At 54.4% G+C, this 20,065-nt stretch carries 14 protein-coding genes; 1 reads left to right on the top strand and 13 read right to left on the bottom strand.

The features are described from left to right. The 9 genes from VAE57_RS09440 to VAE57_RS09480 all read right to left on the bottom strand — a co-directional run. A partial coding sequence (locus VAE57_RS09440) for a phosphatase PAP2 family protein (RefSeq protein ID WP_322821635.1) occupies positions 1-596 on the bottom strand: 596 nt, incomplete at its 3' end. An 11-nt stretch (positions 597-607) separates the two neighbouring features. Further along, positions 608-1,762 (bottom strand): glycosyltransferase family 1 protein, encoded by a 1,155-nt coding sequence (locus VAE57_RS09445; protein ID WP_322821636.1) that lies wholly within the window; start codon positions 1,760-1,762, stop codon positions 608-610. Between the two features lie 2 nt (positions 1,763-1,764). Continuing rightward, positions 1,765-2,823, bottom strand: a complete 1,059-nt coding sequence (locus VAE57_RS09450) for a lysylphosphatidylglycerol synthase transmembrane domain-containing protein (RefSeq protein WP_322821637.1) — start codon at positions 2,821-2,823, stop codon at positions 1,765-1,767. Between the two features lie 434 nt (positions 2,824-3,257). After that, the gene (locus VAE57_RS09455; protein ID WP_322821638.1) at positions 3,258-4,220 is read right to left on the bottom strand and encodes an NAD-dependent epimerase/dehydratase family protein; all 963 of its coding nucleotides are present in this window, start codon (positions 4,218-4,220) and stop codon (positions 3,258-3,260) included. Continuing rightward, positions 4,217-5,689, bottom strand: a complete 1,473-nt coding sequence (locus VAE57_RS09460) for an O-antigen ligase family protein (protein ID WP_322821639.1) — start codon at positions 5,687-5,689, stop codon at positions 4,217-4,219. The genes VAE57_RS09455 and VAE57_RS09460 overlap by 4 nt, the downstream gene beginning before the upstream one ends. Continuing rightward, a complete protein-coding gene (locus tag VAE57_RS09465) occupies positions 5,689-7,188 on the bottom strand; it encodes a sugar transferase (RefSeq protein WP_322821640.1) in 1,500 nt (499 codons plus the stop codon). Before VAE57_RS09465 ends, VAE57_RS09460 begins: the two co-directional genes overlap by 1 nt. Before the next feature lie 62 nt (positions 7,189-7,250). Further along, the gene (locus VAE57_RS09470; protein ID WP_322821641.1) at positions 7,251-7,400 is read right to left on the bottom strand and encodes a hypothetical protein; all 150 of its coding nucleotides are present in this window, start codon (positions 7,398-7,400) and stop codon (positions 7,251-7,253) included. A 157-nt stretch (positions 7,401-7,557) separates the two neighbouring features. Further along, positions 7,558-12,159 (bottom strand): glutamate synthase large subunit, encoded by a 4,602-nt coding sequence (gene gltB / locus VAE57_RS09475; protein ID WP_322821642.1) that lies wholly within the window; start codon positions 12,157-12,159, stop codon positions 7,558-7,560. 663 nt (positions 12,160-12,822) lie between these two features. Further along, entirely contained in the window at positions 12,823-13,689 is an 867-nt protein-coding gene (locus VAE57_RS09480) for a J domain-containing protein (protein ID WP_322821643.1), read from the bottom strand. Positions 13,690-14,061: 372 nt separating this feature from the next. On the opposite strand from VAE57_RS09480, the gene VAE57_RS09485 reads away from it, so the two are divergent. After that, on the top strand, positions 14,062-15,861 hold the full coding sequence (locus VAE57_RS09485; RefSeq protein ID WP_322821644.1) for a 5'-nucleotidase C-terminal domain-containing protein: 1,800 nt from the start codon (positions 14,062-14,064) through the stop codon (positions 15,859-15,861). A gap of 147 nt (positions 15,862-16,008) precedes the next feature. On the opposite strand, the gene VAE57_RS09490 is transcribed toward VAE57_RS09485, so the two are convergent. From VAE57_RS09490 to VAE57_RS09505, 4 genes are all read right to left on the bottom strand, one after another. Next, positions 16,009-16,749 (bottom strand): beta-ketoacyl-ACP reductase, encoded by a 741-nt coding sequence (locus tag VAE57_RS09490; RefSeq protein WP_322821645.1) that lies wholly within the window; start codon positions 16,747-16,749, stop codon positions 16,009-16,011. A 162-nt stretch (positions 16,750-16,911) separates the two neighbouring features. Then, positions 16,912-18,018: a PHA/PHB synthase family protein gene (locus VAE57_RS09495; RefSeq protein ID WP_012259104.1), complete on the bottom strand. Its 1,107-nt coding sequence runs from the start codon at positions 18,016-18,018 to the stop codon at positions 16,912-16,914. A 12-nt stretch (positions 18,019-18,030) separates the two neighbouring features. Beyond that, positions 18,031-18,510, bottom strand: a complete 480-nt coding sequence (locus VAE57_RS09500) for a hypothetical protein (protein WP_322821646.1) — start codon at positions 18,508-18,510, stop codon at positions 18,031-18,033. Positions 18,511-18,833: 323 nt separating this feature from the next. Then, entirely contained in the window at positions 18,834-19,808 is a 975-nt protein-coding gene (locus tag VAE57_RS09505; protein WP_322821647.1) for a type II CAAX endopeptidase family protein, read from the bottom strand. Positions 19,809-20,065: the final 257 nt, after the last annotated feature.

The raw sequence follows: 20,065 nt of genomic DNA on the forward strand, positions 1-20,065 counted from the left end.
GCCAGGCTTATCCCGGCAATGACCTGCATCAGGGTGTGGTTACGGGTGCGCAGACGTGCCCAACCCAACACGACGGCGGCGATCCAGCAGATACCGCCCAGCGCCGGTAGATAGATGCTGGCCAGGGTTGCACACGAGCCAATACTGGCGGAATGAATACTGATTTTCCAGAACAGGTTGATGCAAAATGAGACCAGGTTCATAACCGCCACCGACACCAGCATGGCGAGTAGTGGCAATGGCGCATTGAGCAGCCAGAGGAGTAGTATGCCAATGGTGACATTAAGCATCCCAAACAGATAAAGCTCATTGCGCTGACTGCGGATAGAGATGTCATCATCACTGTATGCACCCTGGTGGAGACGAATGTTGAAGAAGATTGTTGGTGGAACAACATGGATTAGTGCGCAAATCAGCGCCCACCATAATCCCTGTATACGGTTTTCACTGCCGAGTACGCCGACAATAAAGATGCTGACGATACCAAGTGGTACCGGATGCAGTATCTGAGAAATACGGCGAGCAATCGCATACCCGCGCCCCGGTAATGCCCCTCGGCTCAGTGCTTCAGCGGTCAGATCGTTCGATTGCATCATCTTCACAACCCTCAGCGAGCCGTAGTTGTCGCTACAAGCTCGCGATACATAGCGACAAGCTCCTGGCCGGCCCTTTCCCAGCGAAATGCGGCTGCCTGTTGTGGGCCGGCTGTCCGCAGCGAAGCCGGATTGCTCAGTACAGTACGAATGCCGTCAGCAATATCTTCCGGCTCTAGCGGATCGACAAATATCGCGGCTGTTCCGGCTACTTCCGGCAGGCTGGAAACCTTTGTAGTTACCACCGGTGTACCACAGGCAAGTGCTTCGAGTACCGGAAAGCCAAACCCTTCGTATAACGATGGGTAAACGAAGGCTTCAGCTAGATTATACAATGCCGGCAAATCTTCGTCGGCAACAAAATCGAGAAAATGAACCCGTTCGCTCAGGTGATACTGTTCAACCGCCGCGAAGATGTCATCGTATAGCCATCCTTTTCGTCCGGCCAGCATCAGGTGCAGATCGGGATACTCGTTCTGCAATAATGCAAAGGCTTGCAGCAGTCGAACCAGATTCTTGCGCGGTTCAAGGGTGCCGACGAAGAGCAAAAATCGCGCAGGCAGATGAAGTCGTTCACGTACTCTCGCGATTTCGTCGTCGGTCAGCGGTCGGAATCGTTCATCGACTGCCGGATAGAGCAGGCGAACCCGCTGCCGGGGGATACCGTAGAGACGACCGAGATCGCCGGCAGTTGCCTTTGAGTCGACGATGATCAGGTTGGCGCGTTGTAATGAACGTGGCACAGCCGTACTCAAATAGCGACGGAGGTTCGGTTCGGCACAGGCTGGCTCAACCAGGAAGGTGAGGTCGTGGATTGTGAGCAATGTGCGCGCTTTCGTTGGAGGCAGAACGAAATCGGGTGCATGCACGATATCCAATCGGCCAATAAACCACTCAATCCGTAGCGGTAAGCGCAACCGCTGCCAGAGGATCGTGAGCAGACGAGGGCTAATGGGCAGTGCTCGTAGGGTGATATTGCGATGGGTGGCTGCCAGGTTGTGGGCATAGCGGACAAAAGGACTTTGTACATCCAGGCCACCAGCAGCGTAGAAGAGTTGAAAATCGAGATCAGGGCCGGCCTGCACAGCAGCTCGTATCAGCTCGCGTGTGTAACGGCCAATACCGGCACCCTGCCAGACTCCGGCTGTGTAATCAACACCAATACGCATAGTTATTTTCGCCGACTGAACAGGTAGAGAATGAAGCCAAACACCACGATGCTCCAGAAATTGATCAGTCGGTCAAGCAACGTCACGGCACTACCCAGGCTGCTTGCAATCCCAAAGAAAGTCAGGACAACGGTAATGGTTCCTTCAACAACCCCAAGCCCTGCCGGTGTCACCGGCAATGCGGTCAGTAACGATGATGCCAGGGCCACAAAGATGATGGCAGCCAGTGTTAAGCTGAGACCTGTATGGCTGAGTGACTGGATCACAAACCACAGTCGAAACCCTTCGAGCAGCCAGATCGAACCGGTAAGGAGAAATAACCGTGGCAAAATCACCGGCGTAAACGATCTCAACGCTGATTGTTCAAAATTACCGTAGACGCGATGCAGACGGTTGGGAATGAACCAGCGGATTTGCGGGCCAAGCCAGCGCATACCAATTAATCCGCCGATAATGATGGCGACCAGCAAGCCACCAAAACCGAAGACTATTTGGGTGCCTTCTGGCATCTGGACGCCAAATGTAAGATATCCTGAAAGCACCAGTAAGCTGAACAGACCGATCATATCGAGGAGACGTTCGGCAAAAATTGTGCCAAACGTTGCCGAGAAGGAGACATTCCCATTATGCTTGAGCAAATACCCGCGATACGCATCACCGAGTTTGGCCGGTACGATGCAATTGGCAAACCACGAAAGGTAGATATATTCAATCAGTGCTGGAAATGATGCCCACGAGTGCTTCCCTGCCAGTACCGGTACCCCGGCATTGATCAGGAGCATGCGCCAGCGGAAAGCCCGGAGCGGGAAGGTTAAATAAAAGACAATGAGTCCAGCAACGAGCAACCAGGGATCGGCTGACCGCATATATTGCCAGGTCGTTGCCAGATCGATATCGAGGCCACGTACTACAAAGACAATGATCGCTATTGCAAGCCCAAATGAGATCAGCGTGCGGGGCTGACGCAATCGCTGACCGAGCGAAAATGTGCCACGCTCGACGCTGTTGATCTCTTCTTTGTCAATTGGTGAATTGACCGGTTTCGGCTGATCGCTCATCATGTGATATACCTTCCCGCCCCTGGCAGTTTATTCTCATTACTGCTGCTCTTATCGTACCCGGCAGATAGCATATTCGCAACCTGTATTAGAACCTATTTCATAAAAAGCTGTACTATCGCGCTCTAATAACCATCTCCGGTGCCATCACGCACTGGATAGGTTGCCTTGTTCGCTCATCATCCGCGTGTGGCGTCGTTTGGCGTGCGAGCCATGCTGCCGCGCCAGCCGTACACACGATATGGCGCATGTCACGTCGTTGAACCGGCTGGTCACGCTGATGTCGGGTGTGCTCGTCACGAACATAGAATCGGGCGGCAATGAATGAGACACCTTCATAGGAGATGTTTTTTGAAACAGGTTCTAATGTTGCTCTTTCCTGTTCCTTTTGGTGATCGCGCCAGAACGACCGGCAGATAGCATATTCGCAACCTGTATTAATGTTGCGGCTGGTGTTCGTCACAATACCATGCCCAGAAGCGGGCAAGTCCTTCTTCAATGGCGACTCGTGGTGCGAAATCGAGCAACTGACCGGCTTTGGTCGTGTCTGCATAGGTGATCGGGGGTTCCGTTGCCGGTAGTGGCTTGATCTCGATCTGGGCCGGGTAGCCGGTAATCTGTTCCAGAAGGTTGACAAAGCGACGCAGCTCGACCGGCTGCGAATGACCGAGATTGAAGATTTCGTAGGCATGCGGTCGATCAAGGGCGTTAATAACTCCGCTGACAATATCGTCGATATAGGTGTAATCGCGGAACAGGTTTTCGCCACCGTTGAAAAGGGTAATTGGCTGCCCACGCACCATCCGTTCTACGAACAGGTATGGTGTCATATCGGGCCGACCACGTGGACCGTAGACGGTAAAGAAGCGCACCACACTGGTCGGCGTGCCGTACAGGCTGTGAAAGGTATATGCCAGAACTTCAGCCGCCTTTTTGGTCGCCGCGTAAGGTGATAAAGGCCGGTCTGTGTTATCGTCTTCACGGAATGGCACCCGGTTTGTTTTCCCATATACCGATGAGGTAGAGGCCAGTACCAGATTTTCTACGCCACTGCGCCGGGCGTAATCGAGAATCACCAGACTACCACCAACATTGACGGCTTCATAGAGCTGCGGATTGGCAATCGATGGGCGTGGGCCGGGCATTGCAGCCAGGTGGGCAACGAAACGTGGCCGATAGCGAGTGAAAATGTGTGCTACCGTATCGGGATCACGAATATCACCTTCTATCAATGTAAACCCTGGCTGTTGCATCGCCTGCGCAAGGTTGCGCCGTTTACGATCTGGACTGTAATAATCGACAAAATTGTCAAAACCGATCACCTGTTCGCCCCGTGCCAGTAGACGATCCACCAGATGACTGCCAATAAAACCGGCTGCACCGGTAACAAGATAGGTCATAACTCCTCTTTACGCTCAGTGTCAATAGTTGCCAGCATGGCAATAATGACGCCAAATTGAACTCCCATGTTCAAGACGTGCAGATTTTCAAAGAGATTGTGTCCGTTAAGTGCGCCTGCTACACCGATACCACCGAGCGTGATGCCGCGGATCATCCAGGTTTGCGCTTGACGTAACGCTCTGATGGCACAATACCACATGCTGCCAAGAAAAACCAGATACGCACTCGCTCCGATGAGACCACTCTCCGCAGTGATGTGCAGATAGTAGTTGTGCGCATGACCACGAGAATCATACCATGGCTTGATCCAGGTTGGGCTTTGCCCACTGTAGACCAGTCGTTCGTAGGCGATGCTAAAATTACCGGGACCGACGCCGAGAAGAGGTCGCTCCTGAATCATATGCCACGCTGCCTGGAGATGCGCCATCCGCTCTACAACCGCAAAGTTCTCAGGGGTGATTTCAACGTTGCGGGTGTCGAATGGGCGCAGGTTGGCGATGATGGATACCACCCGATTACTCAGCGTAGTTGGTAACAGTCCACTGTTGATCAGCAAAAGACCACTCAAACCAACAAGGAGGACGGCCATCCCAACGCGGATTAGCATGGTGCGTCCGTACCTTCCGCCAAAGGCAATGCCCATTGCTAATACGCCGATCAATGCACCAATCCATCCGCCACGCGAGAAGCTTGCCAGCAGACCTCCCAGCAGACTGCCGGTAGCTACCAGCAGGATGCTGAAAAGCATCCAGAACCGAATCTGGTGCTGTCGGGTTTCGACAAGTGCTATCAGCATGCCAGCGGCGAGCGGCCAGGACTGATTCAGATAGCCGGCAAAGGAATTCGGTTGCCCAATTGTGCCGTATGCCCGTACCCGCCCGCCGCCAATCGCAAAGCTCTCAGGACCGAAGCCATTGATAAATTGCGTCACGCCAATCAGGGCAGTGATGGCTGGCGCTACCAGTAAACACGTGACTAATACAGTTCGACGCCAGTCAGCACGTGACCGGTCCTGTAATACCCACACGGTAGCGACGTAGATCAGTAGCACCGTTCCCCAGCGGAGAGTCTCTTTTAAGCCTTCGGTGCGACTCAGTGGGGTTGCCGCAGTAGCGAAGGCAAGACACCAGACCAGGACAGCGAGAGCGATGCCAGGTGCTGTCAGCTTTGGCCAGGGTTGGTGGATACGTACCATTAGACTCAGCGCGACCATGATGAAACAAGCCTGAGTCAGACTCAAGCCACCCGGTAAGATGACCAGTTGCTGAAACGGTACCGAGAGCACGGCCAACGCGACCGGCCAGACTGGATCGCAGAAGGTTAGGCCAAGGGCTGCGAGGCCGAGCAACCAGCTCACCGCTACCAGAGGGGGGGTAAAGCCCAGAACGCAACCGGTGACGGCTGCACCAATCAGCCACATCCACAGGCGATGTTCGCGGTAGATGGTGATGAGGGTAGGAAATTGCATTACCACGCACCGCGACCGGATAATACTGCCGGAATAACCATCATCAAGATGCGAAGATCAAGGCTCAATGACCAGTTTTCGGCATAGTAAATGTCAAGCCGAACCTGCTCATCAAATGAGATCTCGCTCCGCCCAAGGGCCTGGGGCAGACAGGCCAGTCCTGGAAGTACTTCTAACCGGCGTCGATGCCATGGTTCATAACGCTCTACTTCTTCTGGCAACGCTGGTCGTGGCCCGATCAGGCTCATATCACCGCGTAGCACATTGAACAATTGTGGCAGTTCATCGAGGCTGGTACGTCGCAACCAGCGCCCGACTCGCGTCACCCGTGGATCGGCGCGCATCTTAAACAGGGGGCCATCAGCTTCGTTATGGACCAGTAGCTCCTGGCGACGCTGCTCGGCATCCGGTACCATCGTGCGGAACTTGTAGCAGGTAAACAGATGGCCATGCTTGCCCACCCGTTGCTGACGAAAAATGATCGGACGCCCTGAGTCGAGCCAGATCAATACCGCAATGATGATGGCAAGTGGCAGGGTAAGCGGCAGACTAAGCAGAACCATCGTCAGATCAAAGATACGCTTTAGGGCAAGATTCAGCCCGTGGAGTTGAATCTCTTTCGGTTGGAGGAGTGGAACACCACTCAAATGCATAATATCAACCCGGTCAAAGCTGAGTTGATAAATGTCGGGTGCAATCTGATACTCGATGCCCAGGGCCTGACAACGAGCGGCCAGTTCCGGGAGACGGTCATATTCCCAAAATGGGAGAGCGATAATAACATGCTGAATCCGGTGTTGTGCAACGACTTCTTCAAAATCCTCAAGATTGCCGAGGTGTTGAAAGACTCGTGCCCGGCTGCCGGTAATGATTGGCTCGTTACTCAGGTAGCCGACCAGGGTATAGCCAACACCTGGCGAAGCTGTGAGCGATTGCATCACCAGTTGGCCCAGGCCGGTACCTCCGACCACTAATACGCGCTCGCGACCGAGACCACGGGTCCAGAACCAGTGGCGAATACCGATAAGCAGGAAACGCCAGCTAAACAGAAGCGCGATAATGGTGACAACAGCAAAGGCAAAAATCAGTCGTGAGTAGAAAAATGGCCGATACAGGAAGACCACTACCATCAGGAGTGCAATCATTGTGATCACACTTCCGGTAATGGCAGCGGCTTCGTCCATCATGGTTATTCGGCGACTAGGCCGATAAAATCCGCGCCCGATAAACCGCAAGCCTAACAGAACTTGCAGCATAATGACTATCGGTAGAAAGGCGCTAAAAGGTACCAGATTTTCTGTGGCAACTTCAGCCACAATCCGATCAAAAGGTGGTGGCCAGTTTACCTGATAGCGCAGCAGATATGCCAGCGCAAACCCGCAAAAGATGAGCAACTGATCAATAAGAAACAATCCGACACTCATCCAGCGTCGTTGATGCTGGATGCGCTGGCGTGTGGCGGATGATGAACTGTCAGATACTGGCGGGTATTCAATCATGTGAACATCCGGCTGTCTGCTTGCAGAAGCTGACAACGGTGTACCTGCGTCAATGCAACAATTTACGACGAGGTAACGTCTTGATGATAAGAAGAGGTGTCTCCCGGTTGCTCTGAATAACCGGCAATAGATTGGCGATGTTCGACATAGAGCATAATGCCCGGTGAAGCTGCGATCAGAAGCATGAGTGCAATCAGGCTTATCCAGAGCATACGCAACGTTTCCCCTTGTACAAATCGATATGCATACGATCATTACCGCGCATCATGACGCAGCGCCTTATCTTACCACAACCTGATCACTGTGTAAGCTGATAAAAAGATGATAGACGGGACTGTTTTCGTCCCGTCTATCAGTATTCGTAGGCTCTTACGCTGCCCGAGCAGCGGTTGGCTCTTCAGTCCCTTCCGCAGCAGCTTCGATCTGAGCTACGGCATCGCGTGGCCTGACGGTCAGGAAGACAGTGCGATAATAGTCCCAACGGGCCAGAATCTCACTCCCTCGCGGACTCTTTGTCAAGGCAACATGGCGACGAATGAGATCGCGCAGCCGCTTTTCATCTCGCTCGCTGAGGGGACGCAGCTCAACCAGTTGCGGATTGTAGCGTTGCGCAAACGTGCCGGCTTCGTCAAGAACATACGCAACACCACCGGTCATACCGGCACCGAAATTACGGCCGGTTGGTCCGAGGACAACAACCACCCCACCGGTCATATATTCGCACCCGTGGTCACCAACCCCCTCGACGACGGCTGTTGCGCCGGAATTTCGCACGGCAAAGCGCTCACCGACACGACCGGCTGCGTAGAGTTCGCCGCCGGTAGCACCGTACAGGATGGTGTTTCCGGCAATAACATTCTCGTGCCAGACATACTGCGCTTCCGGTGATGGCGCAATAGTGATGAGACCACCAGCCATTCCTTTGCCTACATAGTCGTTGGCATCACCAATGAGGTGAAGAGTCACGCCGGGCGCATTGAATGTGCCAAAACTCTGGCCGGCGTGGCCATGGAAGGTAATGGTGATGGTGTCCGGTGGTAAGCCTTTATCGCCGTACAGTTGCCCAATTGCCCCCGACAGGCGAGCACCAACCGAACGATCACAGTTATTGATCTGGTAATGCAGGCGCACGGGACCGTCGGCGGCGAGTGCTTTAGCGGCATCAACCATAATGCGGTCATTCAGGCTCTCTTCAGCAGGAAGGGCATTGGGTTTACCGCCATGGCGAATCGGCCCTTGCCCGACGAGCGTTGCCGCGCCGAGCACCGGTGTCATATCGAGCAGATCGGCTGTTTCGAGGCCAGTACGACGCTGGCGCAACAGGTCGGTGCGACCAACAGCCTCTTCAATCGAGCGCAGGCCAAGACTGGCCAGAATTTCGCGTACTTCCTGGGCCAGATAGCGGAAGAAGGCCATCACCATTTCTGGCTTGCCGGGGAATTTTGCCCGTAGATCGCTACGTTGGGTGGCAATACCGACCGGACAGGTGTTGTTATGACAGGCCCGTGCCATAATACACCCCTCGGCAACCAGGGCAGCCGTGCCGAACGAGAACTCATCAGCGCCGAGTAAGGCAGCCATGACCACGTCCCGACCCGTCTTCAGCCCACCATCAGCGCGAAGGCGTACTCGCTCCCGTAGGCCGTTGAGAATGAGTGTCTGTTGGGTTTCGGCTAAACCCAATTCCCATGGCACACCGGCATTCTTGATACTGCTCAGCGGCGACGCACCGGTTCCACCGGCATGACCACTGATCAGGATGACGTCAGCATATCCCTTGGCCACGCCGGCGGCGATAGTTCCCACACCGGCCGTCGCCACAAGCTTCACGGAAACCCGTGCATTCGGGTTCACCTGCTTGAGGTCATAGATCAACTGAGCCAGGTCTTCAATGCTGTAAATATCGTGGTGTGGCGGCGGGCTAATTAGCGCTACGCCGGGCACCGTATGGCGAATCCGGGCAATCTCCTCGTTCACCTTGTGGCCGGGCAACTGACCGCCTTCGCCGGGCTTGGCCCCCTGCGCCATCTTAATCTGCAATTCACTGGCACTGGCCAGGTAGGCAGGCGTTACGCCGAAGCGTCCCGATGCCACCTGTTTGATACGGGAATTGCGTTCGTCGTGGTACCGCTCCGGAGCTTCACCACCTTCACCGCTATTCGCCATTGCTCCCAGACGATTCATGGCGATTGATAGGGTTTCGTGAGCTTCTGAACTGGTTGAGCCATGGCTCATCGCCGCAGTCGAAAACCGCTTGACAATCGACTCAATCGGTTCAACTTCATCAATCGGTACGGGCGGCCCAGCCGGTACAAACTCCAGCAGATCACGCGGTTCAACCGGCGGTCGGTTATTGACCAGCTCGGCATAAGCCCGATAGGTGGCGTAGCCTTCGCTGCTGAGTGATGGTCCAGTGCTATCACCATTGAGGGCATGCGGGCTGCGTACAGCTTTGTGCAGGGCATGTACCACTGCCGGGCTGAAAGCGTGATACTCGCCGTCTTTCTTAAATTTGTAGAAACCGGGATGTGGCAGGGTCACGCGACCGGTCTGGAAGGCACGGGCATGGCGAGCAGCCAGATCGCGGGCAATCCGGCTAAACGAAAGCCCGCCCACGCGCGAAGGTGTACCGGCAAAACAGCGCTCAACTACTTCGTTTGCTAATCCAACCGCCTCAAAAATCTGGGCACCACAATAACTGTCGAGGGTCGAAATACCCATCTTCGACATAATCTTCAGCAGACCCTTTTCCAGGGCATGGATGTAGTGGTGCTCAGCCTCATCGGCGAGCGTGAACGTTCGTGGATCATTCACATTCCGCTCAACCCCGTGTTCGGCGCGCTGGCGCACGGCATCACGCTCAAGCGCGATACGGCGAACGCTGATCAGGGCCAGATATGGGTTGATCGCCTCGGCGCCGTAACCGATCAATGCCGCCATGTGGTGGACTTCACGGGCTTCCCCGGTTTCCACCAGCAGACTGACCCGCGAGCGCAAGCCGGTGCGGATGAGGTGATGATGGACGGCGCCGGTTGCCAGCAGGATGGGCAGGGCAGCATGGTCAGTATCAACACCACGATCACTGAGAATCACAATTGCCGCTCCTTGCTCAACCGCGGTTGCTGCTTCGGCGCAGATCCGGTCGAGTGTCTGCAACAGGCTCTCAGCCGAGATGTGATTGGCCGGGAAAAGTAAACTGATCGTCACCGAACTGAGTAATGGATCAGGGTGAGTGCGAATTGCCTGCAACTGGGCATCGGTCAGGATTGGTGAAGTCAGTTGGAGCAGATGGGCATGTTCTGGTGTTTCCAGCAGGATCGAGCGGCGGCGACCGATACCTACGCTCAGCGACATCACCAGCTCTTCGCGGAGTGGATCAATGGGTGGGTTAGTGACCTCGGCAAAGCGCTGCTTGAAGAAGTGGAAGAGTGGACGGCCTAATTCCCATTGCGAGAGTGGTGGAATTGGCGTATCATCTCCCATCGATCCAACCGGTTCGTGCCCGGTCATGCCCATTGGTTTGAGAATGACATTCAGCTCTTCCGATGTATAGCCGAACGCCATCTGCAGTGGTTGCCAATCAGTTGCCGTGTCAGCAGGCAGAGAGGGTAAGTTCGCCGGCAGATAACACAAATGCTTGTTGAGCCATTCAGCATAAGGCTGGCGTGCGGCTAACAGCGCCTTTACCTCGCTGTTGGTGTAAATCTGACCCTGCGCGGTATCAACAGCCAGCATCTGGCCGGGGCCGAGTTTGCCTTTACAGACAATGCGGGTTTCAGCAATCGGTACCGCACCAACTTCCGATCCCGACACGACCAGGCCATCATCGGTCACGATATAACGTGCCGGACGCAGACCGTTGCGGTCGAGGGCAGTCCCAACAATAGTGCCGTCAGAGAATGCCAGGGCCGCCGGGCCGTCCCAGGGTTCTATCAGACAGGAGTGGTACTGATAAAACGCCCGCAAGGCAGGATCGATGTCGGGTATCTTTTCCCAGGCTTCCGGCACCAGCATCGCTGCCGCATGGCGAATATCACGTCCGGCCATCACCAGCAGCTCCAGCGTATTGTCGAGCATTGCCGAGTCAGAACCGCTCTCATCAATAACCGGGAGCAGGTCACTCATCGGCGGAGCGCCATCGGGCAGAAAGTCGTCTGGGAGCGTAATCGCCTGTTCGCGGGCGCACATCCAATTCACATTACCCTGCAGCGTATTAATTTCACCGTTGTGTGACAGCATGCGGAACGGCTGCGCCCGCTCCCAGGTTGGGAAGGTATTCGTGCTGTAACGCTGGTGGTAGACAGCGATAGCCGTGGTGAAGTCAGGATCGCGCAGATCGAGATAAAAATCGGCCAGGTGTGAACCTAGCAGCAAACCCTTGTAGACGACGGTACGCGACGAGAACGAGGGCACGTATGCCGGTAAACCGGCATTACGGAAGCTCCGCTCCATCGTCTTGCGGGCCAGGAACAGAGTACGCTCGAATGTCCGGTCGTCCATACCCTGCGGGCGACCAACGATCACCTGGCGAATAGCCGGCATCGCACGCCGTGCCCGCTCGCCTAGCACGTCGGGATCAACCGGGACCTCACGCCAGCACAGTAGTGGTAATCGGTGGGTTGTCAGAGCTACTTCAACCAGCGTGCAAGCTCTCGCATACTGATCGGGATCGGCAGGCAGAAAAAGCATCGCCAGCGCGAGATCGGTATCGGCTATCGCAATACCCTTAGCCGCCAGTTCCCGGCGTAACAGCCGGCGAGGAAGCTGGGTGAGCACTCCGGCGCCATCACCGGTACGGGCATCATCGGCTACGGCACCGCGATGTTCAAGGCGGCCCAGGGCTGTGAGGGCCAGCTCTAGAATATCGTGACTATCCCGACCATTAACACGAGCGACAAAACCGATCCCGCATGCATCATGCTCAAAGCGTGGATCGTAAAGTCGGGCAGGGTCTCGTGCGGGAAGATACATTGCTCGTTCCTTGCTGCTACAAATACAACGGATACCAGATATTGAAAGGTAACAAAAACGCGCTCACCAATCCTCTTCCGTGAGGTAAAGGCCGAGCGCGCTCTCGTTCTTTAAATCAGTAAAGTATTACGTATCTACCGTATTGCAACGGCGATGCGTCATGGCTACCAAGCCAATCTTAATTATTTTGATAAACAATGATGATAAAATTAAGGAAGTACTCTCAAAAAATCACACTGCTTCTTTGAGTGTGAGAATTGTACCACCTGGTACGATTATACACCGCTGTTATTGTGGATTATTACCAGATACTATACAGCATATTGGGCAAATATGTCAAGCGATTTTGTGCGAAAGTACCAAAAGACAACCGTGCCTATGCTGATCCATGAGGCATAACGATTATCACTGAATGGCAGCGGTTTTGGTTAGCAGCGTTTCATCAATCTGTGCCAGACAGTGTACTCGCGACGACCGCACCATACCCGATTACAACAACACGTCATTATGAACTGGCACGAAAGAGGAGCGTCGGTGAGCATCCTGTATGCAGGTTGGAGCCGAACGTAACATGCAAGATTCCGTGCAGGAATGGGTATCACCGCGGAGTACCTGCCACCCTGATAGACAAACCTCTCTCTCCTATATCCTCTCTCCTATGTCCTATTTCCTAATTTCCGTAAGTTGCTGCAATTCCTCCACCAGCTTGCGTGCCTGCGGTGAAAGATTTGTCGGTAAAACAGCGCTAACAGTGACGTAGAGATCACCATGCTGGTGACTGTGCATCAGCGGCATCCCCTGACCGGCAATCCGAAACACTCGTCCGTTCTGGGTTTGCGGCGGAATATTCAGGGTCAGGGTTTTACCTGACAGTAATGGGATCTGGGTTTGTCCACCCAGCAATAGGGTGTACATGCTCACCGGGATCGTCGTGTGCAGGTCATTTCCCTTACGTTCAAAGCGCTCGTGCGGTTTGACGGTCACGACCAGGTACAGGTCTCCACGCCGACCACCATTGAGACCAGGTGCTCCTTCCCCCGGCACGCGCACCCGTTTGCCGGTATCGATGCCGGCGGGAATCTTTACGGTAATCGTGCGTGGTGTGCCGTTGGGGTTTGAAAACTGGATTGTGCGTTGGGTACCGTTATACGCTTCCTCGAGCGTCAGCTCAACCGGTTGTTCAACATCTTGCCCATCGAGACGTACATTGAACCCACTGCCGGCTGTGCGGCGCTGACCAAAGAGTGTCTCAAATAAATCAGCAAAATCCTGGCTACCGTAATCAAAACCGCCAAACCCGGTTTGTTCGTAACGGCGAAAGTCACTGCCAAAGCGGTCATATTTCGCACGTTGCTCTTTATCGGACAGTACCTGATAGGCTTCGTTAATCTCTTTGAATCGTGCTTCAGCTTTCGGATCACCTGGATTAACGTCAGGATGGTACTTTCGAGCCAGCCGTCGGTATGCCTGCTTTATCTCTTCATCGCTGGCGGTACGGCTTACCCCCAATACCTGATAATAGTCCTTCATAGATGTGCCTCGCACGGTGAATGGAAGCGCAGCATACCGGTCTTGTGCTGCTGAGGGCTTATGTTTGATTGTAGAGAGGCTTTGAGCACTCGTCAAGACAATCTGTGTTAGATATGTGTATATTCGGCAAGACAGGTATGAACCGGTAAGCGCTGTTAAAAACAGATTAAGCGCATTAGAAAGAGAAAAATTGTCTCTCTATCACTTGCCAAAATGACACATCTACGGTACTATGCGCATGCCCATTTCGGTTTAACGTCGGTTTGCACCTTGCGGTTTGCGTGTCTTAGGGAGATCGGTCTGATTACCGGTTATCACGCGGTGGCAGGGCCGGTTCTAGTTGTTCGTGACTTGAAATGGAGAGCATGTCCTATGGAAAAGATCTCGCGTCGGCGGTTTCTCAAGGGGACGGTCGCTCTGGGAGCTGGTGCATTGCTGTCGATCTATAGCGACGGCAGCTTTCGGTTGGCGTTAGCGCAGGAGAATCCAGTCTTTCGTATGCGGGTGTTGCATACCAATGACCATCATGCCCGCATCGAACCGGTATTCAGCGGGAGTAACCCGGTTCACGGTGGTGTGTCGCGACGCAAAGCACTGATTGACAAGATTCGCCGGGAAACGGCACTGCCAACCTTGCTGGTTGATGCCGGCGACGTTTTTCAGGGCACGCTTTACTTCAATCAGTACAATGGGATGGCCGACCTCGAATTCTACAATGCGATGGGCTATGAGGCTATGGCCATCGGCAACCACGAGTTTGATAAAGGTCCACAGGCACTGGTTGATTTCATCACCCGGGCCAACTTTCCGGTATTGAGCGCCAATATCAGCGTTGCCGCCGGCAATCCACTGGCCGGTCTGATCAAGCCACGTACCATTATCGAAAAAGATGGCAGGAAGATTGGTATCTTCAGCCTGACCCCGGAAGATACCGGTGTGCTCTCGAATGCCGGGCCGGGTATCAGCTTTACGTCGGCGATTGAAGCCGCCCGCCAACAGGTGGCTGCCTTGAAAGCCGAAGGGGTGTTTACCATCATTGCCCTGACCCATGTAGGGATTAACGTTGATCGTCAGATTGCTCGTGAAGTCGGGGGGATGAGCCTGATTATCGGTGGTCACTCCCATACACCCATGGCGCCGATGAACAACGTTAAGACGCCGCCGTACCCCGAACTGATTGCCGGTCCCGACGGGAAGCCGGTGGTTGTGGTGACCGATTGGGAGTGGGGACGCTGGTTGGGTGATATTACAGTTGCCTTCAACGCTTCCGGTACCGTGATCGATCTCCAGGGAAACCCGACCGAAATCGTGCCATCACTCACCGCCGATCAGGGTTTCGAGAACCGGATCGCCGTCTTCCGAGGTCCAATCGAGCAATTGCGGGCGCGCGTGGTTGGCTCTACAGCGGTAGAACTTGATGGTAATCGGTCAAATGTTCGTTCTCGTGAAACCAACCTGGGGAATCTGATCGCTGATGCGATGCTGGCTAAAGCACGCAATTCGGGTGCAACGATTGCAATTATGAATGGTGGTGGCATTCGTGCCTCGATCCCGGCAGGCCCGGTCACTGTTGGTCAAATCCTGGAAGTGTTGCCATTTGGTAATACGCTGACTCTGGTCACCCTGACCGGTGCCCAGGTGATAGAGGCGTTGAACAACGGTGTAAGCCAGGTGGAGAGTGGCGCCGGTCGCTTCCCACAGGTTGCTGGAATTCGCTTCACCTACGATCCTTCTCTGCCGGCAAGTAGCCGGGTTACCAGCGTGACAGTAGGTGGGGCACCGATTGATCCAGGTGCCGACTATATCGTGGTGACTAATAACTTCCTGTTAACAGGTGGTGATGGCTACAGCGTCTTTACCCGTGGGCGTAATCAGGTAGACACTGGCTTTATCCTGGCCGATGTGGTAGAGGAGTATATTACGGCTAACTCGCCGCTTAATCCGGCAGTCGATGGCCGGATTGCAATTGGTGCTGCACCGGCAACCACTCCGGCGCAGCCGACCACACCGACCCCGGCGACGTTACCCAATACTGGTGGTGCGCTAGCACCGCTGGCCTGGCTGGCCGGATTGGGTGCAGCCGCGCTGGCTGGTGGTGCGGCCTTGCAGCACTCCGCCGCTGAAAGCCACGAAAAGGAAGAGGCTGACGCAGACGTAGAGGCGGTTCGCTAAAGCGGTTCGGTTCGTAACTACGGCAAAGGGGGCGAGAGTATCGCTCCCTTTGCTCTGTCGCTTGTTGTGCCGGCTGGAAGCCGGTACGACCGGCAATGTGGTACTGACTGGAAGCCAGAACCGCTCCTGTTCGGCTCGTGACCACGCTTAAAGGGTGAGACCTCCATCAACCGGCAATACCTCACCGGTGATAAAGCTCGACTCATCAGATGCAAGGAAAAGATAGGCGTAGGCCATATCCTCAGCGGTACCTAACCGGCGTAGCGGTGTACGGCCTTTGAACTCCTCAAGCACCTTTTCCGGCACGTGCGCAATCATGTCGGTTTGGGTAAAACCGGGAGCAACGGCGTTGACCCGGATGCCACTCGGCCCAAATTCGCGGGCCCAGGTCTTGGTCATTCCAATCACGCCAGCTTTGGTGGCGACATAATTGGTCTGCCCGAAGTTACCTTCAAACGCCACGATGGAAGCTGCATTGATAATAGAGCCGCCACCCTGCTCGATCATGATCGGAGCCACGTATTTGGTGCAGAGCCAGACGCCTTTCAGGTTGACATTGATCACGGCATCAAATTGCTCTTCAGTCATCTTGATCATCCGGGCATCGCGGGTAATGCCGGCATTGTTCACCAATACATCAATTCTACCGGCCCATTCAACAACTGCTTTTACCGCAGCTTCTACTGAGGAGGCCTGGCCGACGTTCATGAAAAACGCTTTGGCTTCGCCGCCAGCATCGACAATCGCCTGCGCGGTTGCCCGGGCTGCTTCCTCATTAATATCGGCAACGGCAACTTTGGCGCCGTGCTGACCGAACAACAGGGCAGTTGCCCGTCCAATTCCCTGACCAGCACCGGTAATCAGGGCTACTTTGCCACTGAGACGCATTGTTTTCTCCTTTTCAATACACAAACGCGCCGAAAACGGCACAAAAGACCAGACCGGTGAAAAGACCGGCAAGCATGAAAACTTGACAGCACAAAACGGCGCATCGTCAGCATTGCTGATGACGATGTCAACCGCTGTGCGTATCAACGAAATGAGGGGATGTCAGGTGCTACGTTCGCTCAACCAGGCTTCCATCAGGGGCCAGGCACGTTTGCTGGCACCACTGCCGACCATAATACCGATATGGCCACCTTTCAACTCGATCAATTTCTTATCTTTACTGCCGACCCGATCCATGATTGAGCGTGATTGACAGTTGGGCACGATATGATCTTTATCGGCAATCACATTCAAGAGATTAGCCCTGATATTCGCTACATCAACCACACGCCCTTCCATCATGAGCCGGTTCTCCATCAAGCGGTTTTCGCGGAAAAATTCCACGACCCACTGACGGAAAGCAGCACCAGGAAAGTCGACGTTATCGGTTACCCATGTGTTCATTGCCAGCCACGCCTCAACGACTGCCGGGTTGTCGAGGTTATCCCATAGCTTGAGGTAGGTGCCGATGTAGTTCTCAACCGGCTTCAGCATCTTGTTGCCGTATTCGATCACGGCTGCCGGTACATTCCCAAACTGGCGAACCAGTTCATCAACGTTGTAATACTCGGTATTGAGCCAGCGACTGAAGGTACTTCCCTCTTTGTCGCTGAAATCGAGTGGTGCGGTAAGCAGGATCAAATTGCGCAGGCCGTCATCGGGGCGCATCGCAGCGTAAATCGTGACAATCGTGGCCCCGATACACCAGCCGAGCATCGAGAACTCACGCTTGCCGCTATGCCGCTGCATCGCCCGAATGGCCCGTGGCAGGAACTTCAGCGAATAATCTTCAAAATCGTAATGGGCATCTTCCAATCCTGGACGACCCCAATCGAGCAGATAGACTTCATAGCCGTGCTGGAGCAGGTATTCGACGAAGCTATTGCCGGGGCGCAGATCGAAGATATAGGGTCGATTGATCAAGGCGAAGACAAGCAAGATTGGTACCGGCTTGCGCTGCTCCGGTGGTACTTGCGGATAGTAGTGGTAAAGACGCATCTTGTTCAACGCCCAAATCTGCTCTTTAGGCGTTTGACCGACAGCAACCCGAATACGATTGGTAGCGATGCGAGCAGCCATGTCACTGCTCTTCGTTGTGCGCTCGATCTCTTTCAGTAACTGCTCGGTCATCCGCTCAAGATCGATTGGCGCGGCATCAGAACTGGTCATGATCAAACACTCCTACTCTTTGTCTTCAGTCGTTGCCTTGCGGATACGACCGGAGGGACGGCCAGCGGCAAGAGCGGTCAGTTGTTCCTCGATACCCCGCAGGCGTTCATCAATCACGCCAACGTCAACCGCAGTGGGGGGTTGCGCAACTGCCAGCTTGCGCACCAGGTCAGTCAATTCATCGAGTTGAGCCTGCATATCGTCGAGACGAAATTCGATGTTTGTTAATCGTTCGGCCAGGGTCACCACTTCAGTGCGCGAGGGGAGTTGAGCCTGAGCCAGATAGCGCTCCATGTATTGTTGGACGGCCTGCTGTACTGGCCCAGAAATAGCCAGGAGCGCATCGAGTTGGGCGCCAATCGCCTGCGAGAACGTTTCGGTGTTGACCATCGCGGTCAGGCTTTTTGCCCATGCTTCCAGGCTGGCGTCGCGCCAGGTGCGCCAGGTCCCGATTGGATCATTCGGGTCAAAGCCATTTGGAGGCTGAGTCATTGCCAATCTCCTTGTAATGACACGCCACAAAGGCGCGTTGAGATGCGCGGTTCTGCTTGTAGGGTAGTGGTTGTAGTTACAGGATGGTTACATGCAGTATACACTTCTTGGAGCGGGGTGTGGTAAAGCTCTGTCCACTCAGGGTTGAGGAGCTGTAGAGTGTAAGGGGTAGTATCCACAAACGTTCGCAAAGTCTGTTGTATCATTGCAGAATGGAGGAGACTCGTAAGGTTTACCCCATCCCCCGCAGGAACTATTAGGAATGGCGTCAGGTGTTATTGATGAAGCGCAGTTGATACCGTAGGATCATCTGCCGTACCCGACTACAACGAACGATCCACTGTTACCGGTTGGGTGACGACACGCTGTCCGGTTATTGGCCACCACCAGATAATCGCGATGCTTAACAGCAGGACAATTGTTGTTATCAATCCGCCCTCCGGTCCGAATGCGCCGCCGGTCAACCAGTCAGGACCGGTCTCGACCAGATTGAAGATCATACCACCGCTAACCATCTGGCCACTCACTTGCAGTCCGAAGAGGTTTCCCTGCGCCCAGTTCCAGATTGAATGAACGGCACAGATACCCCACAGCGACTCTTCACGCAGAGCGTAGAGTGCGCCAAACAGACCATACAGAGCCAGATTGATCATTGCCAGTATGCTCAGGTTGGGGTTGAGGGTATGCATAAAGGCAAAGAAGAGTGATGAGATGAGCAATCCGCCCCATACCCGGTAGCGTGCCGAGAGGGTCGGTAACATCCAGCCCCGGACGAGGATTTCTTCGGCTGCGCCCTGAATCATCCAGCCTGGAAAGAAAACAAGTACCACTCCACCGAGTGCTGCCAGCCCAACCTGTGCAGGATCACTATTCTCGATAGCAATGTAACCTAGAGGCGCCAGCAGCCCTATGATTGCCGCAAATGCTGCCAACCCGATGAGCAGGCCGCGACCGTAGAGAAAGAGAATTCTGCCTGGCTCGAAACCAAGGGTGGCGAAAGAACGTCGCTCGTAAAAGCGTACCCACAGCCAGGTGAACAGTATCATTGACCCGAAGGCTGTGACTAGCTGGAGGGACAACGCAAACCCTGATACCAGCGGCGGTTGAGTAAGGGTATTCTCTTCAGTTATCGATATTATACCGGTGAGGACAAACACGAAGAGGATCGGTAAGGCAACGAGTTGCGAAGCCAAAAGAATGAATAAACCAACCAGTATCACTGCCCACCAGGGTGGTAGACGTTGACCACTGCGCGCCAGATCGTACAGACGGTTGTGGGTAAGCCATTGAGGGATCATAGCAGACTCTATATTATCAATAATAATATCGCTATCATTTATTCTAACAGCGACCACACATCGTTGTCAAGATAGATCGATCCAGGTAAAATCTGTAACCCTGGCTCTGCTACAACCCGATGTTGGTAATCCCAGCGATTCGTGTGCCCAGGGGATACCACCATCGTTCAGGGGTGATCCTCGTACTGTGGCGTTACCGGCTGTGCCATTGACGAGTCGCCGGTGGATTGGCGTGGGCGTAGGGGCGACGCATGCGT

This window comes from Chloroflexus sp. (genome assembly GCF_034434295.1).
In the GTDB taxonomy this organism is placed as follows: Bacteria; Chloroflexota; Chloroflexia; order Chloroflexales; family Chloroflexaceae; genus Chloroflexus.